Genomic DNA, 18,719 nt, shown 5'->3' with positions numbered 1-18,719 from the left:
CTTGCTGCAGCGGTGGAAGTCGTCCTCGCTCAGGACGCAACTGGTGGCCATGATCATGGCGCTGCTCATTGTTGCCCTGACAGTCACCGGTGCAGGCACGCTTGCCTTGCTCCGCAGCTACCTGCAGGCCCAGGTGGACGACAAGCTGTACGCAGCGGTGGATCTCGCGAAGGAGCAGCAGTCTTTTACGCCGCTGCAGGCACGCAACCCCATGGTCCCCACCGATTATTCGCTGATTCTCTTTGTTCCGGGACAAAAGCCCTATCCGTTCGGCGGCGACCCTGACGACGGCGGCCCGGACATCCCTGCCATCACCGTGGAGCAGGCCCGGGACCGCGGCGCGGTTCCCTACCAGGTCCGCGGCGATGACGGCCAGAACTGGCGAGTAGTAGCGGTCCCTGTGCAGACGGAGGAATCCGAAGCAGTGGTGGTCATCGGGCTGCCGCTCCAAAGCGTGGATGATGTGCTTAAACATGCCAGCCTGGTGGTTACCGGAGTGGGCCTGCTGACGCTCCTGCTGGCGTCCATGATTGCAAGCTGGACTGTCTCGCGCTCCTTCCGGCCGCTGGCACGGGTGGAAAAAACCGCCGCCGCCATTGCTGCCGGTGACCTTTCCCGCCGCGTGGACGTGGAAAATCCCGGTACCGAACTGGGCCGGCTCAGCAGCTCCCTGAATGCGATGCTCGCCCACATCGAAACGGCCTTTTCCGCACGCACGGCGTCTGAGGCGAGGATGCGCCGGTTCGCAGCCGATGCATCCCATGAACTGCGGACCCCGCTGGTGACCATCCGCGGTTTCTCCGAGCTGTACCGGCACGGCGCGCTGGCCACGGACGAGGACGTGGCCACTGCCATGGGCAGGATCGAGAGCGAAGCCAAGCGCATGGGCTCCATGGTGGAGGACCTGCTGCTGCTGGCCCGTCTGGATGAGCAACGGCCGTTGCAGCAAAAGCCCGTGGACCTCCAGCTGATAGCGCACGACGCGGTGGTGGACACCCAGGCCAGCGCCCGCTCACGGGTGATATCGCTCACCGGGCTCGACGGCGGCCCGGCAGCCCCCGCGCCCGTGCTGGGCGACGAAGCCAAGCTTCGCCAGGTGGTGGGCAACCTCGTAGGCAATGCACTGCGCTATACCCCCGAGGACAGCCCCATCGAGCTGGCTGTGGGCGTCCGTGCCACAGAGGGCGGGCAGCTCAGGTCAGTCATCGAAGTCCGCGACCACGGGCCCGGGATCTCGGAGGAGGACGCTTCCAAGGTTTTCGAGCGCTTCTACCGGGCAGATACCTCCCGAACAAGGGAGACGGGAGGCAGCGGGCTGGGACTGGCCATTGTCGCCGCGATCGTGGGCTCCCACGGCGGTTCCGTCCGGGTGGAAAATACCGACGGCGGGGGCGCAACTCTGGTGGCCACGCTCCCGCACCGCGATGACGCACCGGAGAAGGACGCAGCGGACGGCGAGGAAGCAGAAAGCCTGGGTTCGTTTCCCAGGCCCGCCGGCAGTGACGCCCGGGGCAGCGACGGCAGGGTTATCCACATATAGGTTCCCGGTAATGGCAGCAGCGCCTCCGCTTTCCTAGGCTCGGGGCAGTAGCCCGGACAGCCCGGGTGCGGGAGCAGAAGCTGCCCGTTCCAGCGAAAGGCCCTGCCATGAGCATCATTTCCGTCGACACCGAACTCCTCCAGCTCAAGTCCGCCAACGTCCAGGCAACCGTGGACCGGATCAGCGCCGATGTCCAGGCCATGAAGCGCGGGCTTGACGAGCTTCAGGGCTCTTGGCGGGGCTCCGCTGCCACCAACTTCCAGGCACTCATCACGGAGTGGACCATTACCCAAGGAAGGGTGGAGGCATCTCTGGCCTCAATCAACATGGCCCTCGTTTCGGCTGCGGCCACGTACGCGCAGGCGGAGCAGGGGAACACGCAGAGGTTCAGCTGATCTCGCCCTGTTTGCGGTCCTAGGCTTCCGGGGTGCCTTGATGGAACCGCAGGCGCCAGCGGTCGCCGTCCAGCACCCACAGTGAGCTCCTGAGAGTCGTGCCGGAGCGAGCGTAGCTCCGGTACGTCAGCAGGACGACGCTGGTGCCGATACGGTCCGCGCCGAGGATCTCGATGTCGGTCCGCTCGCCCGGGTCTTCTTCGAGCGCCATCATCATGGCGTCCCGCGTCCAGACCCTGCCCGAGCTGCCGATTTCCAGAAAGTCCGGGTGCAGCAGGACAGCTGTCCTGCCGATGTCGCCGCGCACCAGGGGTCCGAGCAGTTCGCGCTCCAGCTCTTCCACAAGCGCTTCGGGCGGGGCTGCTTCCGCCTGGCCTGCCGCCCCCGCGAGGTCAAAAGCGCCGTCCAGCTGGGTGAAGTCCAACTGGGTAAAGTCCAACTGGGCGGCTTCGCCTGCGGCCGACTTCTCTGGGGCAGGTTCCTTTTGGGTGGCATCTTGCCGGGCAACTCTCCGCCGGGTGCTCTCCGGTTGGATGGTCCCCGCTTGGGTGGTCCCCGGTTGGGTGATGTCCTGCTGGCTGAAGAGGTCAGGTTCGCCGGAGGCGGCTTCCGGGGGTTCACCGGCGGCAGGGGCTCTGCCGGCTGCATGCGTAACGGAAGCAGGCGCAGGGTGGGCGCCGGGAAACCCTGGTCCCGATCTGGCCGCCACCCCCTGCTGATAGGCGGTCGCAGCGGCCCGCGCCCGCTCATCGGCGGCTTCGTTCAGGTCATGCCCGGCGTGCCCCTTGACCCATTCGAACCTGTACTTCCGTCCCGCGAGCTCCCGATCCAGCTCTTTCAGCAGATCGACGTTCAGCACCGGTTTGCCGTCCGCCTTCCGCCAGCCTTTGCGTTTCCATCCAGGCATCCACTTGGTGATCGAGTTGATGACGTACTGGCTGTCGCAGAGGATGTGCAGGTCCTCGTGGCGAAGGTGCGCGGTGGCCCGCAGCAGATCCAGGACAGCCATCAGCTCGCCCTGGTTGTTGGTGCCATGCGGCCAACCGCCGGCCCGCCAGCAATCGTCATTCACGTACCAGGCCCAGCCAGCCGGGCCGGGGTTTCCCAAAGCCGAACCGTCGGCCGCTGCAGTAATTGTCACCGGTCCATCCTGCCAGAAGTCGGTGACAATGCGGATGCGGGCTCCTCCGAACCCTCAGAGCGGCTTCAGCATAGCGAACGGACGTCGGCAGGAAAGGCATAGAAGACCGTCGAAGGAAAGCGTGTACCGAAACCTCTTGACGCAGGGTTCAAAGCACCGGCACAATCGGACGTTATACGAGAAAACGCTTTCTCATCTGAAGCCTGTCAGCGACGACGCGTGACGGGGAGACCTTGGGGAAGCAAGTTCAGCAGACCAAGGAAGGCACATCAATGACGATTCCAACCGTTAGCCGGAGGAAATTCCAGCTCGGCGCGGCAGCACTTGCGCTCTCCCTCCTCGCAACCGGCTGTGGTGCGTCCACCAGCCCCAGCAGCAACGAGGAAGTGACCCTGCGATTTGCCTGGTGGGGCAACGAGTATCTCAATGCGCAAACCGAAAAGGTCATCGACGCTTTCGAGGCAGAGCACCCGAATATCAAAATCGAGTCCGAACCCGGCGAGTGGGCCAGCTACTGGGACAAGCTGGCTACCAAAACGGCCGCCAACGATGCCCCTGATGTCATCCAGATGGACCAGAAATACATTGCCGAGTACGGCGGCCGCGGAGCCCTGCTGGACCTGTCCAAGCAGAAGGGAATCGATACCTCCAAGCTGGACAAGGAGGCGTTGGCCTCGGGCCAGTACGACGATGCCCAGTATGGGCTGAGCACGGGCCAGAACGCTTATGTCATTATGGCGAACACGAAGGTCTTTGAGGCCGCCAACGTGCCCTTGCCCGATGACACCAAGTGGACCTGGGACGAATTCATCGAGACCGCGTCCAAGATCAGCGCTGCAGGAGAGGGCAAGAACTACGGCGCGGCCTACGGCAGCAATGAGGCGGACCTGATCATCTGGCTCCGCCAGCATGGGGACAACCTTTACTCCGAGGACGGCAAGCTGGACTTCGACATTAAAACGGCCGCCTCCTTCTGGGAGCGCCTGAAGGAACAGCGCGATTCCAAGGCGAGCCCGCCGGCGACGGTGGCCACGGAGGACTCCGGTGCCGGCCTTGAGGAGAGCCTCTTCGGCACTAACAGGGTGGGCATGGCGTGGTGGTGGACAAACCAGCTCGGCTCCCTCGAAGCCACCACTGGCAGCAGCATCAAGATGCTCCGGGCGCCCAGCAAGGACGGCTCCGCGGAAAGTAACGGCATGTACTACAAGCCAACCATGTTCTGGTCCGCTTCTTCACGGACCAAGCATCCCGAAGCCACGGCCACCTTCATCAACTACCTGGCCAACAGCCCGGATGCCGGCGCCATTCTTATGACCGACCGGGGCGTGCCCACCAACCCGGAGATTGTCGACAGCATTACGGCCTCCCTGAAGCCTGCCGACACCACTGTGGTGGGCTTCCTGAAGGACATCGCCCCTGACATGAAGGAAGCGCCGCCCGTTCCCCCGGTAGGCGCAGGCAGCGTGCAGAACGTGATCAAGCGGTACACCGACGAGGTCCTCTATGACCGCCTGACGCCGCAGGCGGCTGCCGAAGCATTCAAGAAGGAAGTTGAAGGAATGCTGGCCGGCGCCAGGAAGTAGTTCCTGTCCTGCAGAACCCCGACAAATGCAACAGCGGCCCCCTCAAGCGAGGGGGCCGCTGTTGCGTGTGGTGCGTGCGGGACTGGCCCGGCGGGAAGGCTAGAAGCCGCCCATGCCGCCCATGTCATCGCCGCCGCCAACCGGAGCAGCATTCTTCTCCGGCTTGTCGGCCACAACTGCCTCGGTGGTGAGGAACAGGCCGGCAATGGAGGCCGCGTTCTGCAGGGCAGAGCGGGTTACCTTGACGGGGTCGTTCACGCCGGCGGCCAGCAGGTCGACGTATTCGCCGGTTGCTGCGTTCAGGCCGTGGCCGGCGGGCAGGCCGCGGACCTTGTCCACCACAACGCCCGGCTCAAGGCCGGCGTTGAAGGCAATCTGCTTCAGCGGTGCATCGATGGCAACGCGGACGATGTTCGCACCGGTTGCCTCGTCGCCGGACAGCTGCAGGTTGGCGAATGCCTTGGCACCGGCCTGGATCAGGGCCACGCCGCCACCGGCGACGATGCCTTCCTCAACAGCAGCCTTTGCGTTGCGCACTGCGTCTTCGATGCGGTGCTTGCGCTCCTTGAGTTCAACCTCGGTTGCGGCACCGGCCTTGATGACTGCCACGCCGCCGGCCAGCTTGGCCAGGCGCTCCTGCAGCTTCTCGCGGTCGTAGTCCGAATCGGAGTTCTCGATCTCGGCGCGGATCTGGGATACGCGGCCTGCGATCTGGTCGGCGTCGCCTGCACCCTCGACGATGGTGGTTTCGTCCTTGGTGACAACAACCTTGCGTGCCTTGCCCAGGAGTTCCAGGCCGGCGTTTTCCAGCTTGAGGCCAACTTCCTCGGCGATGACCTGGCCACCGGTGAGGACGGCGATGTCGGCAAGCTGCGCCTTGCGGCGGTCACCGAAGCCCGGAGCCTTGACGGCGACCGACTTGAAGGTGCCGCGGATCTTGTTGACGATCAGGGTGGCAAGTGCCTCACCCTCGATGTCCTCGGCGATGATCAGCAGCGGCTTGTTGGACTGCATGACCTTTTCAAGGACAGCAACCAGTTCCTTGACGTTGGAGATCTTGGAGTTGACGATCAGGATGTACGGATCTTCGAGGACCGTTTCCTGGCGCTCCGTGTCGGTGACGAAGTAGGCGGAGATGTAGCCCTTGTCGAAGCGCATGCCTTCGGTGAGCTCAAGCTCCAGGCCGAAGGTGTTGGACTCCTCGACCGTGATAACGCCTTCCTTGCCCACCTTGTCCAGGGCTTCTGCAATGAGGGCGCCGATTTCCTCGTCGCCGGCGGAGATGGACGCCGTAGCGGCGATCTCTTCCTTGGTTTCGATTTCCTTAGCGGAGTTCAGCAGTTCGGCCGTGACGGCCTCAACTGCCTTCTCGATGCCGCGCTTGAGGGACAGCGGGTCGGCGCCGGCCGCAACGTTGCGCAGGCCTTCCTTCACCAGTGCCTGTGCCAGCACGGTAGCCGTGGTGGTGCCGTCGCCAGCGACGTCGTCCGTCTTCTTGGCAACTTCCTTGACCAGCTCGGCGCCGATCTTCTCGTAGGGATCGTCCAGCTCGATCTCCTTGGCGATGGAAACACCATCGTTGGTGATCGTGGGGGCGCCCCACTTCTTCTCGAGGACGACGTTGCGTCCACGCGGGCCGAGGGTGACCTTAACGGCGTCGGCGAGGATGTTCAGGCCCCGCTCAAGGCCGCGGCGTGCCTCTTCATCAAATGCAATGATCTTGGCCATAACGGCAATAGTCCTTTCGGGACAGTCGTTAAGAATGAACCTTCGCTGCAGTGCCCGCGACGGACGATCCTTTGCCGTTGGCCTCTGTATGCCTCCGGGTGCGGATCTCACTCCAGTTAGGTGTTTCTTCGCTCCTCGACCGGTGCCGCGCGCCGCAGGCCGGAACCAGCATTGCTTTAGCAGTCGGTACGTCAGAGTGCTAACTCAATAATTAGCACTCCCCACGTGAGAGTGCAAGCGAAAGGGACGGAAAACAGTGCCTCCCGGCAGCGGCGGCTGCGATCAGTTCGAAGCCCGCCCCGCCGTCTCGTGGCCGCTTATTACGGGGTTGTTGTCGGCCCCGTAGGTGAAGACGGTGAAGGTGGCTGCCGTGACGTCCCCGTTGGCGTCGAAGGCAATCGGCCCGGACTCGCCGTCGTAATTGGCATCCGGCCCGGACTTCAGACGTGCCAGGCAGTCTTTGTAGGACTGGCACGCCTCCGCAGCAGCTCCGCCCGATGATCCTTCCGCTGTTCCTCCCGAAACGGCAATCAGGTTGGCGGCGATAGACCGGCCGGCGTCGTCCTGTGCCCTCACGGCAGCCAAGGCGGCAACGGTCACGGCGTCATAGGCTTCGGCGGCGAAGGACACGTCCTCGAGGCCCGGGTCCACCGTCAGGAGCCTTGCCTGGAAGTCGGCATCAGGAAGCTGGCCGGGAACCACCGCCCGGGCGCCCTCCAAGTAGCCGGCTGCCACCCCTGACCCGTACCGGCCGAAGGCACCGTCACTGAGGATGAGCAGCTTCCCGTCAACACGTGAATTTGCCAGTTCTGCCAGCGCACCCTGCGCCCCATCACGGGCGATGACAATGACGGCGCCCGCGTCGGCGTTGCCGGCAGCGTCGGCTGCGCTGCCGGCAACGCCCTGCGTGAAGGCGGCAGTTGCCAGCACTTCCACACCAGCCTGCTTGGCAGAAGCTGCGACGGCGGCGGAAAGGTCCTTGCCGTAGGAGCCTTCCTGGTACATCACGGCCACTGAGGTGGCACCGGCGTCCTTGGCCATCTTGACCAGTACCGGGCCTTGTGCGACATCGGCCGATGCGGTCCGGAAGTAATAGCCGCCGCTACTGATGTTGCTCAGCCCGGCGGCCGTGTTGGCGGGTGAAATAAGCGGAGTCCGGGCGCGGGAGAGGACGTCGATGGCCGCTGCGGCATGGCTGGAATCGGTGGGGCCGATGACGACGTCCGCTTTCGCGGCAACCAGCGCCTGGGCCTGTAATGCCACATCCTGCCCCGCGTCGGTGGGCAGGAGCTCCACCGGCCTGCCTTTGTGTCCGCCGGCGGCGTTGATCTCCTGCACGGCGAGCTTGGCGGCGGCCAGTTGCGGGGCGTTGAGGAAGCCGTTTTGCCCTGTGTTGTCCAGGATCAGGCCTACGCGCAGGGTACCGTCGCCAGAAGCCTCTGCGGCTTCCACCCGCGCGTTGCCGGTGACGCCGGAACAGGCGGTCAGCAGCAGAGTGGAGCAGGCGGCAGCCGTGACGACCGTCCGGCGGAGGTTTCCAGGACGAAGGATCAGATCGTTCACCCGGCTGGCCGGACGCTTTCCGCCTGCGGGCCCTTCTCGCCTTCGCCAACTTCGAGCTCCACGCGCTGGCCCTCGTCGAGGGCCCGGTAACCTTCACCCTGGATGGCGGACCAATGGACAAAAATGTCATCGCCCGAGCCGTCAACGGTGATGAAGCCGTAGCCTTTTTCAGCGTTGAACCACTTGACGGTTCCCAGTGCCATGCTGACCACTCTTTCCGTTATTTCCGGACGCCCCCGGCCGCTGTGTGCCTGCCGGCATGAACGGACCCTGAAAACTCACTCTAGCCAATTCAGTGCCGGTGGCACCGGGATGGCCTTGGCCGGTCCTTGATAGTTATTGAGGCGTGACCCTGCAGTTGGACACCACTTAGCGGCGCACTGCTTACCGGTAGCCGGGCCCCAGGACCACAACCAGCGGTACCTGGAAATCCGTGCTGTTGACGACGGTGGGAATACCCAGAAGCGCCGCAAGGGCCTGTGCGTTGGGCAACTGGTCTGCCCCCTGGTAGAAGATGACGGAGGCCTGCTGCGGGGAACCTGCCCAGTTACCCACCTGTCCCAGAGTCCAGCCGTCCGCCTGGACAGTCCCGCCAACCCGGCTGGCCAGTCCTGCCGTCCCGGCGGCGTTGTAGATGGCGACGCTTTGCGCCTTGTCGATAAACACGGGAGCAGGGTCTGAAGCGCTTGGTTCCGGTTCGGCTTCTGCACTGGTTTCGGGCTCACCGGATGCAGAGGGCGATGCCTCTGCAGAGGGTTCCGGAGAAACGTCCGGAGTGGCGGAAGGTGTGGAACCGGTGCCGGCCAGAGGGGATGCCTCCTGGCTCGAAGCGGCCTGGCTGCCCGGCGCGCTGAAGCCGAGCTTGGGAAGGATCAGGAAGGACACCAGTCCAATGGCCAGTGCGGCCATGCCCACCGCAAGAATGGGCCAAAGCCGTACCCGTGACGGGGCGGAAGCCGTGCGGTGGACACCTTGTCGCGACGCGGTCTCAGGGACCTTGTCGAATTCATCGCGGGCGTATTTGGTCATGATGGAACGACATCCTTGTTGATTGCTGCTGAAGGCTCAGCTTGAGCGTCTTACGCGTCGGACCCCAGGCGCCGTGCAGTACGTGCACGGTGACGCGACGTACGTAGTCTACGCAACCGCTTGACCAGCATGGGGTCGTGGGCCAACGCATCCTCGGTGTCGATCAGTGCGTTGAGCAGCTGGTAGTAATGGGTTGCGGAGAGGTCGAAAAGCTCCCGGATGGCCTGTTCCTTGGCACCGGCGTACTTCCACCACTGCCGCTCCAGGGCAAGCATCTGCTGGTCCCGCTCGCTCAGCGGCGACTCCCGGAGTTTGAAGTCGGCCAGGAGGGACGGCCGGGGTTCCTGCTCCGGCAGGTGCTCCCGGGCTGGTTCCGCCACGGCGTACTCCTTAGCTGGTTACGAAAAATGTCTGACCCCCATGCTACGGACGAATAACAGCATTGTCATTTGGCGCTGCGAAGGGCCCGCCTGCGCCCGGATAGTCTGCCCTGCAAGAATGGGACCGTGTTTGAATCAGATGCCTTGTTCGAACTCGAGCAGGAGCCGGCTCGGGGAGCCGGCTTCGGCGAGTTGGCGCAGCTCCCGCTTGACGAGCTTATGGCTCCCGACTGGGCCGCTGCCCTGGCGGGCGTCGAAAACGATCTTCGGAAGGTGCTCACCTTCCTCGCCGACGAGGTGGCAGCCGGGCACCAGGTGCTGCCGGCGCCGTCGAACGTCCTGCGGGCCTTCCGGCAGCCGCTCGCCCAAGTTAAGGTCCTGATCGTGGGCCAGGATCCCTACCCGACCCCGGGGCACGCGGTGGGATTGTCCTTTTCCGTGGATTCGTGCACCCGGCCCATCCCCCGGAGCCTGGCGAACATCTACCGGGAGCTGGAATCCGATCTCGGGTTGCCGGCCAGAGTCCATGGCGACCTTTCCGCTTGGGCGGACCAGGGCGTGCTGCTCCTGAACCGCGTGATGACGGTGCGGGCGGGTTCCGCCGGCTCGCACCGCGGCAAGGGCTGGGAGAAGATCACGACGGCGGCGGTCTCGGCGGTCGCCCAACGCCGGGACGGGAGCGGGTCCCGGATGCCGCTGGTTGCCGTGCTGTGGGGAAAGGACGCCGAAGGCGTCCGCCCCCTTTTGGACGGGGCCCCTGCTGTGGCGAGCGCCCACCCCAGCCCGCTGTCCGCATCCCGCGGCTTTTTTGGGTCCCGGCCCTTCAGCCGGGTCAACGAACTCCTGATTGCGCAGGGTGCCCTGGGCGTAACCTGGGAGCTCCCCGCAGCACCCTAGCTTAGGCTTGCCTTATGAGCACCCTTCCCGCCGCTACCAGCGCCACCAAGAAAAGCCGTCCGCAGATCAACCTCTCCGTGCTGCGCAGGGAAGAGCTTTCCCCGCACATGGTTCGAATTGTGGCCGGCGGGGACGGCTTCGCGGACTTCGTGAACAACGGTTACGTCGACCGCTACGTCAAGATCGTCTTCCCCCAGCCCGGCGTGGATTATCCCTCCCCCCTGGACCTGTGGAGCATCCGGGAGATCATGCCCCGGGAACAGTGGCCCTTCACCCGGACCTACACCCTTCGCTGGGTGGACACTGCGGCCCGCGAACTCGCCATCGATTTTGTGGTCCACGGTGACGAGGGCCTCGCGGGCCCCTGGGCTGCCAAGGCCCAGCCCGGCGACTCGCTGACCTTTACTGGCCCCGGGGGCGCCTACAACCCGGCACCGGACGCGGACTGGTACCTCTATGCCGGCGACGAGGCCGCGCTGCCTGCGATTGCGGCATGCCTGGAGTCCCTGCCGCCGGAAGCGGAAGGGTTGGCCTTTGTGGAGGTGGATTCCGACGCCGAGATCCAGACCATCGCTGCCCCCGCCGGAGTGAAAATCCACTGGCTCACCCGCAATGGCGTCCCGGCCGGCGAGAGCGACCTCCTGGTGCAGGCCGTCGCACAGGCCGAATGGCCCGCGGGCCGGGTGGATGTTTTCGCCCACGGCGAGCGGGGCTACATGAAGGCCCTGCGCGGAGTCTTTTTCGACCAGCGGGGCCTGCAACGCAGCCAGGTCTCCCTCTCGGGTTACTGGGCCAAGGGCCGCGTGGAGGATGTGTTCCAGGCCGAGAAAAAGCTGCCGGTGGGACAGATCTAGCCAGGTCAGATCCAGCCAGGATCCATGCAGGCGCTGGTCCCCCCAGCCCCTGTCCCGTTGTCAGCGGCGGCGGGCGCGCCGCCGCTCATTGCTCGCCAGGCTGCGCGTCAGTGGCCGGGCAAGGGTGTCCCCGAGGACAATGCCGCCCGCCGTCCCCAGCACGATGGCGCCTGCATTGAGCATTCCGCCGGCGCCGAGCAGGATCTCGGCTTCCTCGATGGTGAGCACATACATGGAGCGGAAGATGGTCAGGCCGGGCAGCAGGATCAGGGCTGCGGGCACGGCAACCACCAGCTGCGGCGCCCCCATCCTAAGGGCCACCACACGCCCCAACAGGCCGATGACCACGGCGGCCAGGGCCGGTGAAAAGCGGTCACCCACGCCGAGCTGGCCGGCCGCGAGCAGGACGAGGTAACCGGCCACTCCCACGGCCGCTGTAGGCAGCAGGAGCTGCCAGCTGGTCTGTTCGGTGATGCCAATCGCCATCACGGCCACCGCCACAAAGATCACCAGGACCCACAGGTCGTAGGCCGGCGGGAAGGTTTCGGTGACGTCGATGCGCTGCATCCCGGTCAGCTCACCCACGACGAAGGCGACGGCGATACCGGCAACGATGGCGCCGAACGTCAGCAGTGTTGACAGGAACCGTCCTGCTGCCGTCACGGGGAAGCCGTTGATGGCGTCCTGCACCGACGAGACGAGGCGTCCTGTCGGCAGGAGCAGGAGGATGCCGCCCACCACCACGATGGCCGGGGACGTTGTCAGCCCGAACTGCCAGAGCACCAGCGCCAGCTGTGTCACCACGAAGGAGCAACTGGCGGTGATGAAGAAGTCCGGGACGCGCCAGCGCCCCAGCTGGCGGGCCAGCAGGCTGATTCCGATGTTGGCCACGAAGGCGATCGCCGAGGACACCGGTCCGCCGCCCAGGACTCCCACAAAGACGGCCGCGAACGTACCGAACGCCACGGTGACCATCCAGCGCGGAAAGGGCTTGGGGCTGGTGATGGCCTCATCCAGCCGGCGGATCGCCTCGTCCCGGCCTACTCCCCCGGCCACAATGTCCGTCACCAGCTGGTGAACTTTTGCCAGGCCGGCGTAGTTGTTGGTCCAGGAACGCACCACCCGCAGCAGCGAAATGGGTGTCTGGTCCTTGGGTGCGTAGTTGATGCCGACGGACTGGTTGGTGATGTCCACTTCGATGTTCTTCAGGCCCAGCGCCGCAGTGACGGCGATAATGCTTGTTTCCACTTCGAGCGCACCGGCTCCGTACCGGAACATGGTTTCGGCCAGGTGCAGGGCGAAGTCGAGGGTCTTGCGGGCAGAGGTGTCAACGCCGCCCACCTGGATGGTGGGGTTGGCGTAGGGACTGCCCGTCAACCGGTCCACGATGCTCATCGGCGCCGTGGGCGGGTTTTCACCCTGGACCAGGCGCCGCAGCATTCTTTTGGCTGCGGCGTTCTGCCGGACCTGGGCAGGGGTCAGCGGTTCAGTTCGGGGCAGGCCGTCCGTGTGCGGCCTGCGCCCGGGACGTTCGGGCCGGTCAGTCATGGTTGCCTCCTCCCGGTGCGGTGCTGTGGTTGGTAGTTCAGGCGGGACGCTTCAGGGGCAGCTTGCCGAGCAGGGTGCGGGCAGCGGCGGCCGCCGCGCGGGTCAGCCTGTTGGCGTGGAAGACGGCGGGACGGACCGGCATTACGAAGTCACCCACCAGCTGGACCACCTCTCCCCCGAAGCCCTTTTTGAACGCATACCCGCCGTGGCCTTCCTCGTCCTGGCCGGAGATGCCGAAAGTTCCGTAGAAGTTGTACCGCGGGTACCCCTTCTCCAGTGCGTGGAGCATCATGCCCCAGTACAAGGACGTGGCGCCGTTGAAGTAGATGTAGTCCTGCACGGTTCCGCCGATGACGCAGACCACCTCGTCCCCGTAGCAGACAAAGTGGATCGCGGCCACTGTGGCGACTCCCACCGAGTCGGGGAACCGCTCAATGTCCTTCAGGCTCCGTTCGTAGCTGTCCACGAGGTCCTGGACCACCTTGAGCCGGTTCGCCTTTTTCTTGCTTCCGGTCTCTTCCACCTCGCGGCGCAGTTCCGCGGCCGTCGCGGATTCCGCCTCCAGCCGCTCGGTGATGGATTTCCGGTAGGCCGGGATATCGATCTTGGCCATCATGAGCTTTGTGAACTCTGCCGAGGTGGTCCGGAGCAGGTGCTCATAGTAGGCACGTTCGCGGTAGACGAAGCCCTTTTCGTCCCCGGCCTTGCTCAGGGCGCCGTAGAAATCGTCAAGGGTTTCCAGCGTGGCCTGTTCCAGGAAGACGCCGTTTTTCTCGGCTTTGCGGATGGCCTTGCGGGTTCGGTAGCTGGTGCCCATGATGAGCTCTTCGGCGTCGCTCACGCCGGCAAGGCTCTTGATGAACATCCAGTTCACGTTGACGAAGTTCATGTCCAGTCCCTGGTGCTGGAATCCCAGCCCCGAAAGCCGGGCCACCAGCTCCCGGTTGTCCTCAACTTCAGGGTGTTCGGCGCCGTCGGCGTCGCGGGCGATGTACTTGAGGTTGGGCGAAATCCTCAGCTCGGCGGCTTTGCGTTCCGCGGCGCGCTGGCGGAGGAGGCCGACGACGGCGCGCACCAGGCCAGCATCCGTGTAGTCCATCAGGGGTCCCTTGGCGCATTCGCACACGGTGTAGCCCAGGCGGGTGGTGGTGTAGTTCAGTTTGCCGGCCGCCACCAGTTCGCCGTTGCGGCGTACGCCGAACAGCTCCACCTGCTGGCCCCGGGCGCGCTGGAATGCCGCGAAGTCAACGGACTGGAGAAAGCTGTTTTGCGGGTGCTTCAGGGCATAGGCCTCGAAGTCTGCGTCGGTGAGGAGGGCAAATTCAAGATCGGTGCCGGTGGTGACTGGATTCAAGGGATTTCCTCATTCGCTGTTGTGCGTCCTGGCAATGGCAGGCTCAGGGCAATGACGGGCAGGGGGCCGGCCGGCCGGTGCAGCGGCTGGTCCGGGCGTAACAGGTCAGTAGAACTGCTGGCCGGTCCGGGCGGTTTCGATTCGGCGGAAGACCCTTTCGGCGCCTTTGACCCACAAACGGTGCTTGAGGGGAGCCAGGACGTAGTCGTGGCACCCTACGAAGTCGGTGACCGTTTTGGTGAAGCTGGTCTTGAACATGCCCATGCCGTACAGGTTGTGGCTCTTGTCTTTGATCCGGGCGGAGGGCGGCGTGCCGCAGAAGTCGTACTCGGTGCAACCCAGTTCCTGCATGCGCCGGATGGCTGCCCACTGGACCAGGTGCGAGTCACCGTACTGCTTGCGGTTCTGGGTGGAACCGCCGTCCTTGTAGGTGGCCTTGGCTCCGTAGTTGATCACGAACGCACCCACGCTGGGTTTGCCGTCCTCATAGACGAAGAAGAAATTGCCCTGGCCGCGGTTGCAAAACTCGTCCCAGAACTCGGCGTAGTACTCATAGCTGCGAAGGGGCATGGAACCCTTGGCGCTGACGGTGTCCGCCATCAGGTCGTAGAGTGCCCGGTAGGTTTCCGGGCCGTGTTCTTTCCGGAGCACCTGGCAGCCTTCCCGCTCTGCGCGGCGGATCGCATTGCGTGCGCGGGAGGAAATGGCTTTGAAGACGGCTTCCTCCGGGCCGGAGATGTCCAACAGGGCCGTGGAGTCGTTGGACTGGATGTTGGGGGCCTTAACCAGGCCGGCTTCAGCCAGGTGGGCCTGTGCATCGGCCGAGTCCACGATGTCCGGTTCGATCTTGATGGTGAAGACGCTGAGCTTGCTGGCGCGGGCGAAGTCGGCGCAGGCTTGAAGGGCTGACTTCAGGTCTCCGGCGTCAGCGAGGTCAGGGCCCTTGATGAGGTACCAGAGCCGGCCCAGCACCGGGAACTTCTTTTCAAGTACCAGGTTGTAGCTGGCGGTGCCGGAGCTTTCCAGCACCAGGAACCGGACCTTCCAGCCAGTGCCGTTCTTTACCGACGCGTATGCCGCGGACTGCAGCATATTGCCGCCATTCGGGTTGGCCGTGACGTGCTTGTCCCAGTTTTCAATTTCCTCGGCTGTGGCAAAACGTGCGGTGAATTCTCGCAAGGGGGCCGTGTCCAATCAGGGGTTGTGCGCGGTTCTGTACTCGTGGCTGCGTGCGGACATGCAGCCTCAAGTCTAAAGCCTGGCGGGGTGGGGGCTTTCCAGCGTGGTGGACCGAAGCCATGCTGCCGACCCTGCCGGGGATGCCAAAGCCCCGCTGCCTTGACTCGGGAAAGCGTCCTGGCAAGGGTTGAAGCATGCAGCCGTATCCCGGACCTTTGAGGCACGAGCAGGATCAGAGTGTTGAGCGGCCGGGGCTTGGCAGGCAGATCGTGGCCTTGGTGGTGTTCCTTGCCGCTTCCTTCCTCGTGGCCGGGCTGGGTGCCCTGGCCACCGCGGGCAACGTGGACGGGTGGTACACCACTGCGGACAAGGCCCCCTGGTCGCCGCCGAACTTTGTCTTCGGTCCCGTCTGGACCATCCTCTACACGGCGATGGCGGCTGCAGCCTGGCTGGTCTGGCGGAAGCAGGCAGCAGGTGGCCGGCGTGCCCTGACTGCGTATGCAATCCAGCTGGCCCTCAACCTGGCCTGGACCCCTGTATTTTTCGGTCTTTATCCAACCATCGGTACAGCTGCACTGTGGTTGGCGCTGGTGATCATCCTCGCCCTCATCGCCGCCGTCTCGGTGACGGTCCTGTCCGTCGGCCCCATCAGCCGGGCCGCCGGCCTGCTCCTGCTGCCGTACATCACCTGGCTGGTGTTCGCAGCCACGCTGAACTTGTGGGCCGCCATCCATAACTGACGGCGCGCGTTATGCCGACGCGGCAGAGATGTCAGCATACGGCCACGTTGACGGCGAGGCCGCCCATGGCCGTTTCCTTGTATTTGGAGCTCATGTCCTTGCCGGTCTCGCGCATGGTGATGATGACCTCGTCCAGGGAGACCCGGTGGGACCCGTCGCCCCAGAGCGCCATTTTCGCGGCGTTGATGGCCTTGGCAGCGGCGATCGCGTTGCGTTCGATGCAGGGCACCTGGACCAGCCCGCCGATGGGATCGCAGGTCAGGCCCAGGTTGTGCTCCATCGCGATTTCGGCGGCGTTTTCCACCTGCGCAGGGGTCCCGCCCATCACCTCGGCCAGCCCCGCGGCAGCCATCGACGACGCCGACCCGACCTCGCCCTGGCAGCCCACCTCGGCCCCCGAGATCGATGCCTGCTCCTTGTACAGTACCCCGACGGCGGCGGCGGCGAGCAGGAACTTCACCACCACGTCCTCGCGGTCCTCCTGGCTGGCGTTCTCCATGCCGGGCGCGAAGTGCAGCGCGTAGTACAGCACCGCCGGGATGATCCCGGCAGCCCCGTTCGTCGGGGCGGTGACGACCCGCCCGCCGGAGGCGTTCTCCTCGTTCACGGCAAGGGCGATCAAGTTAACCCACTCCTGCCAATACTTCGGGTCGTGGAAGTCCTCATCCTGGCCGTCACCGTCAGGCCGGGAGCTTTCCTTCTGGAGCCGCTCGTACCAGTCAGGGGCACGGCGGCGGACCTTCAGCCCGCCCGGCAGCACGCCTTCACGCTTAAGGGATGTGGCAACGCAGCCCTCCATAACGGAGTAGATATGCAGCAGGCCCGCCCGGATTTCCTCCGCAGTGCGGCTCTCTTCCTCATTGACCCGCATCACCTCGCTGATGCCCAGCCCGGTCTCCCGGCAGTGCTCCAGCAGCTCGGCGGCGGTCCGGAACGGCAGCGGCAGTTCCTTCTTGGATTCCTCCAGCTCCTGCTGGGCCGCGTCCTCCTCACCCTCACGCACAATGAACCCGCCGCCCACGGAGAAGAACGTGGCAGTGTGGAGGATCTCGTCCTCGGCATCAAAGACGGTGAACGTCATCCCGTTGGTGTGCCGCGGCAGGATGGTCAGCGGCCGCAGCACCATGTCCTTCACCCCATACGGCAACGGCACAGCGCCCGCCAGCTGGAGAATTCCAGTCTCGGCGATAGCCGCCAGGCGTTCCTCCACCTCCTCCGGCAGGATCAACTCCGGATGAAACCCCTCCAGCCCCAGCAGGATCGCCGTCATGGTCCCGTGACCGTGTCCCGTCGCCGCGAGCGACCCATACAGATCCACCCGAAGCGAGGCCACACGGTCCAGGGCACCGAAGGATTTCAGCTCCTCCGCGAACACAGCAGCAGCCCGCATCGGCCCCACAGTGTGCGAGGAAGAAGGCCCGATCCCAATAGAGAAAAGGTCAAAGACTCCAACAGCCATTACGGGTATTCCTCACTAAGAGTGTGCGTGGGTTGCGTGGTGGGTAACCGGACTCCGGCAGCATGCGTCTAAGGGAGCGTCACGTCCGCCCAGCGGGCGTCTTCGCGCCCGAGCATGCAGAGGAGTTCAGACCCGACGGGCCTTACGCCAGCCACCAAGCCCTATCTGGCGCGTTTATAGAACGGGAGATCAACTACTTCGAACGGCTCTGCCTTGCCGCGCAGATCAACCTCCAGTGGTGTGCCGACTTCGGTGAATCCGACGTCGACGTATGCCATGGCGATCGGGTATCCCAGGGTGGGGCTGGGCTGACCGGAGGTGACTTCGCCAACGATATTGCCGTCCTTGAGGACCGGGTAATGTGCACGGCCGGCGCGGCGTCCCAGGCCCTTGAGGCCTACGAGCCTGCGGCCGGACGTGCTGCCCGCGCCGGCCTCCTTTTTGGCTGCCAGCGCGGCCTTGCCCACGAAGTCGCCTTCCTTGGAGAGCGCGACGACAGGTCCCAGGCCTGTGGCAAAGGGGTCGCCCTGCAGGGACAGTTCGTTGCCGTACAGCGGCATGCCTGCTTCAAGCCTGAGCGAATCGCGGGAGGCGAGGCCGGCGGGAGTCAGCTCCCCTTCGTCAGCGATGGCGACGAGTGCCTGCCAAAGGCCAGCGGCGTCGTCGTTGGCCACAAAGATTTCAAACCCGTCCTCGCCGGTGTAGCCCGTGCGGGCGAGCAGGAGGTCCAGTCCGGCGCCGCCCACTAGGATGGGAACCACCACAGCGGCGTAGTACTTCAGCTCCGTCACCAGGTCGTGCTGCGCGGCCGGGACCAGGCGCAGCAGCAGCTCCTGCGCCTTGGGGCCCTGGACGGCGATCAGGGAGGTGGCGGCGGAAGCGTCGTCGACGGTGACGTCGAATCCGGCGGCCCGCTGGGCAAGGGCAGCAGCAACAACCCCGGCGTTACCTGCGTTGGGGACCACCAGGAAAACATCGCTGCCGCCTTCCGAGGTGCCCTCACCTGCAGGGCGGCGGTAGGTAATGAGGTCGTCGATGATGCCGCCGTCCTCATCACAGATCAGCGAGTACTTTGCCTTTCCCACGGGCATGGCGGACATCTTTCCCACCAGGGCGTAGTCCAGAAATGCGGCGGCATCCGGCCCGGTAACCCAGACTTCACCCATGTGGGAGAGGTCAAACAGGCCGGCGGCGTTACGCACCGCATGGTGCTCGGCCAGCTCGGAGCTGTACTTCAGGGGCATCTGCCAGCCGCCGAAGTCGGTGAAGGACGCCCCCAGTTTCTTGTGCTCGTCGTAGAGTGCGGTGTACTTCTCAGTCATGGCGCGG

At 64.8% G+C, this 18,719-nt stretch carries 17 protein-coding genes; 6 read left to right on the top strand and 11 right to left on the bottom strand.

All coding sequences use genetic code 11. The features are described 5' to 3' along the window. Window position 1 precedes the first annotated feature (1 nt). Entirely contained in the window at window positions 2–1,540 is a 1,539-nt protein-coding gene (locus AC5RUQ_RS19965) for a sensor histidine kinase (protein WP_493949006.1), read from the top strand. Window positions 1,541–1,647: 107 nt separating this feature from the next. Beyond that, on the top strand, window positions 1,648–1,935 hold the full coding sequence (locus tag AC5RUQ_RS19960) for a WXG100 family type VII secretion target (protein ID WP_493949005.1): 288 nt from the start codon (window positions 1,648–1,650) through the stop codon (window positions 1,933–1,935). A 19-nt stretch (window positions 1,936–1,954) separates the two neighbouring features. Here AC5RUQ_RS19960 and AC5RUQ_RS19955 read toward each other — a convergent pair whose 3' ends face one another. After that, window positions 1,955–3,076: an RNase H family protein gene (locus AC5RUQ_RS19955; protein WP_493949004.1), complete on the bottom strand. Its 1,122-nt coding sequence runs from the start codon at window positions 3,074–3,076 to the stop codon at window positions 1,955–1,957. A gap of 272 nt (window positions 3,077–3,348) precedes the next feature. Here AC5RUQ_RS19955 and AC5RUQ_RS19950 point away from each other — a divergent pair, with 272 nt between their 5' ends. Continuing rightward, entirely contained in the window at window positions 3,349–4,659 is a 1,311-nt protein-coding gene (locus AC5RUQ_RS19950) for an ABC transporter substrate-binding protein (RefSeq protein ID WP_493949003.1), read from the top strand. 99 nt (window positions 4,660–4,758) lie between these two features. Here AC5RUQ_RS19950 and groL read toward each other — a convergent pair whose 3' ends face one another. From groL to AC5RUQ_RS19925, 5 genes are all read right to left on the bottom strand, one after another. Next, window positions 4,759–6,387 (bottom strand): chaperonin GroEL, encoded by a 1,629-nt coding sequence (groL, locus tag AC5RUQ_RS19945; protein ID WP_163165685.1) that lies wholly within the window; start codon window positions 6,385–6,387, stop codon window positions 4,759–4,761. A gap of 282 nt (window positions 6,388–6,669) precedes the next feature. After that, window positions 6,670–7,941 carry an ABC transporter substrate-binding protein gene (locus tag AC5RUQ_RS19940; RefSeq protein ID WP_493949079.1) on the bottom strand — a complete coding sequence of 424 codons (1,272 nt, stop codon included), beginning with the start codon at window positions 7,939–7,941 and terminating at the stop codon, window positions 6,670–6,672. 5 nt (window positions 7,942–7,946) lie between these two features. After that, window positions 7,947–8,153, bottom strand: a complete 207-nt coding sequence (locus tag AC5RUQ_RS19935; RefSeq protein WP_493949002.1) for a cold-shock protein — start codon at window positions 8,151–8,153, stop codon at window positions 7,947–7,949. A 181-nt stretch (window positions 8,154–8,334) separates the two neighbouring features. Next, window positions 8,335–8,979 carry a LytR C-terminal domain-containing protein gene (locus AC5RUQ_RS19930; protein WP_493949001.1) on the bottom strand — a complete coding sequence of 215 codons (645 nt, stop codon included), beginning with the start codon at window positions 8,977–8,979 and terminating at the stop codon, window positions 8,335–8,337. Window positions 8,980–9,029: 50 nt separating this feature from the next. After that, window positions 9,030–9,359 carry a DUF3263 domain-containing protein gene (locus AC5RUQ_RS19925; protein WP_163165689.1) on the bottom strand — a complete coding sequence of 110 codons (330 nt, stop codon included), beginning with the start codon at window positions 9,357–9,359 and terminating at the stop codon, window positions 9,030–9,032. A 126-nt stretch (window positions 9,360–9,485) separates the two neighbouring features. On the opposite strand from AC5RUQ_RS19925, the gene AC5RUQ_RS19920 reads away from it, so the two are divergent. Both AC5RUQ_RS19920 and AC5RUQ_RS19915 read left to right on the top strand, forming a co-directional pair. Beyond that, window positions 9,486–10,256 carry a uracil-DNA glycosylase gene (locus AC5RUQ_RS19920; RefSeq protein WP_493949000.1) on the top strand — a complete coding sequence of 257 codons (771 nt, stop codon included), beginning with the start codon at window positions 9,486–9,488 and terminating at the stop codon, window positions 10,254–10,256. Window positions 10,257–10,270: 14 nt separating this feature from the next. After that, on the top strand, window positions 10,271–11,110 hold the full coding sequence (locus AC5RUQ_RS19915) for a siderophore-interacting protein (protein ID WP_493948999.1): 840 nt from the start codon (window positions 10,271–10,273) through the stop codon (window positions 11,108–11,110). A gap of 60 nt (window positions 11,111–11,170) precedes the next feature. Here AC5RUQ_RS19915 and AC5RUQ_RS19910 read toward each other — a convergent pair whose 3' ends face one another. From AC5RUQ_RS19910 to AC5RUQ_RS19900, 3 genes are all read right to left on the bottom strand, one after another. Further along, the gene (locus AC5RUQ_RS19910) at window positions 11,171–12,658 is read right to left on the bottom strand and encodes a threonine/serine exporter family protein (protein WP_493948998.1); all 1,488 of its coding nucleotides are present in this window, start codon (window positions 12,656–12,658) and stop codon (window positions 11,171–11,173) included. A gap of 37 nt (window positions 12,659–12,695) precedes the next feature. Further along, window positions 12,696–14,012 carry a peptidoglycan bridge formation glycyltransferase FemA/FemB family protein gene (locus tag AC5RUQ_RS19905; protein ID WP_493948997.1) on the bottom strand — a complete coding sequence of 439 codons (1,317 nt, stop codon included), beginning with the start codon at window positions 14,010–14,012 and terminating at the stop codon, window positions 12,696–12,698. Between the two features lie 105 nt (window positions 14,013–14,117). After that, a complete protein-coding gene (locus AC5RUQ_RS19900) occupies window positions 14,118–15,191 on the bottom strand; it encodes a lipid II:glycine glycyltransferase FemX (RefSeq protein ID WP_493948996.1) in 1,074 nt (357 codons plus the stop codon). A gap of 194 nt (window positions 15,192–15,385) precedes the next feature. Between AC5RUQ_RS19900 and AC5RUQ_RS19895 the strand changes: the two genes are divergently transcribed. Next, entirely contained in the window at window positions 15,386–15,931 is a 546-nt protein-coding gene (locus AC5RUQ_RS19895) for a TspO/MBR family protein (RefSeq protein WP_493948995.1), read from the top strand. Between the two features lie 31 nt (window positions 15,932–15,962). Here AC5RUQ_RS19895 and AC5RUQ_RS19890 read toward each other — a convergent pair whose 3' ends face one another. Both AC5RUQ_RS19890 and gcvT read right to left on the bottom strand, forming a co-directional pair. After that, entirely contained in the window at window positions 15,963–17,390 is a 1,428-nt protein-coding gene (locus AC5RUQ_RS19890) for an L-serine ammonia-lyase (protein ID WP_493948994.1), read from the bottom strand. 161 nt (window positions 17,391–17,551) lie between these two features. Then, window positions 17,552–18,712 (bottom strand): glycine cleavage system aminomethyltransferase GcvT, encoded by a 1,161-nt coding sequence (gene gcvT, locus AC5RUQ_RS19885; protein WP_493948993.1) that lies wholly within the window; start codon window positions 18,710–18,712, stop codon window positions 17,552–17,554. Window positions 18,713–18,719 lie beyond the last annotated feature (7 nt).

The sequence above is a fragment of the Arthrobacter sp. MDT2-3 genome (assembly GCF_059090465.1).
The sequence above is the reverse complement of the archived record's forward strand: the minus strand, read 5'-3'. Positions and strand labels throughout refer to the sequence as shown.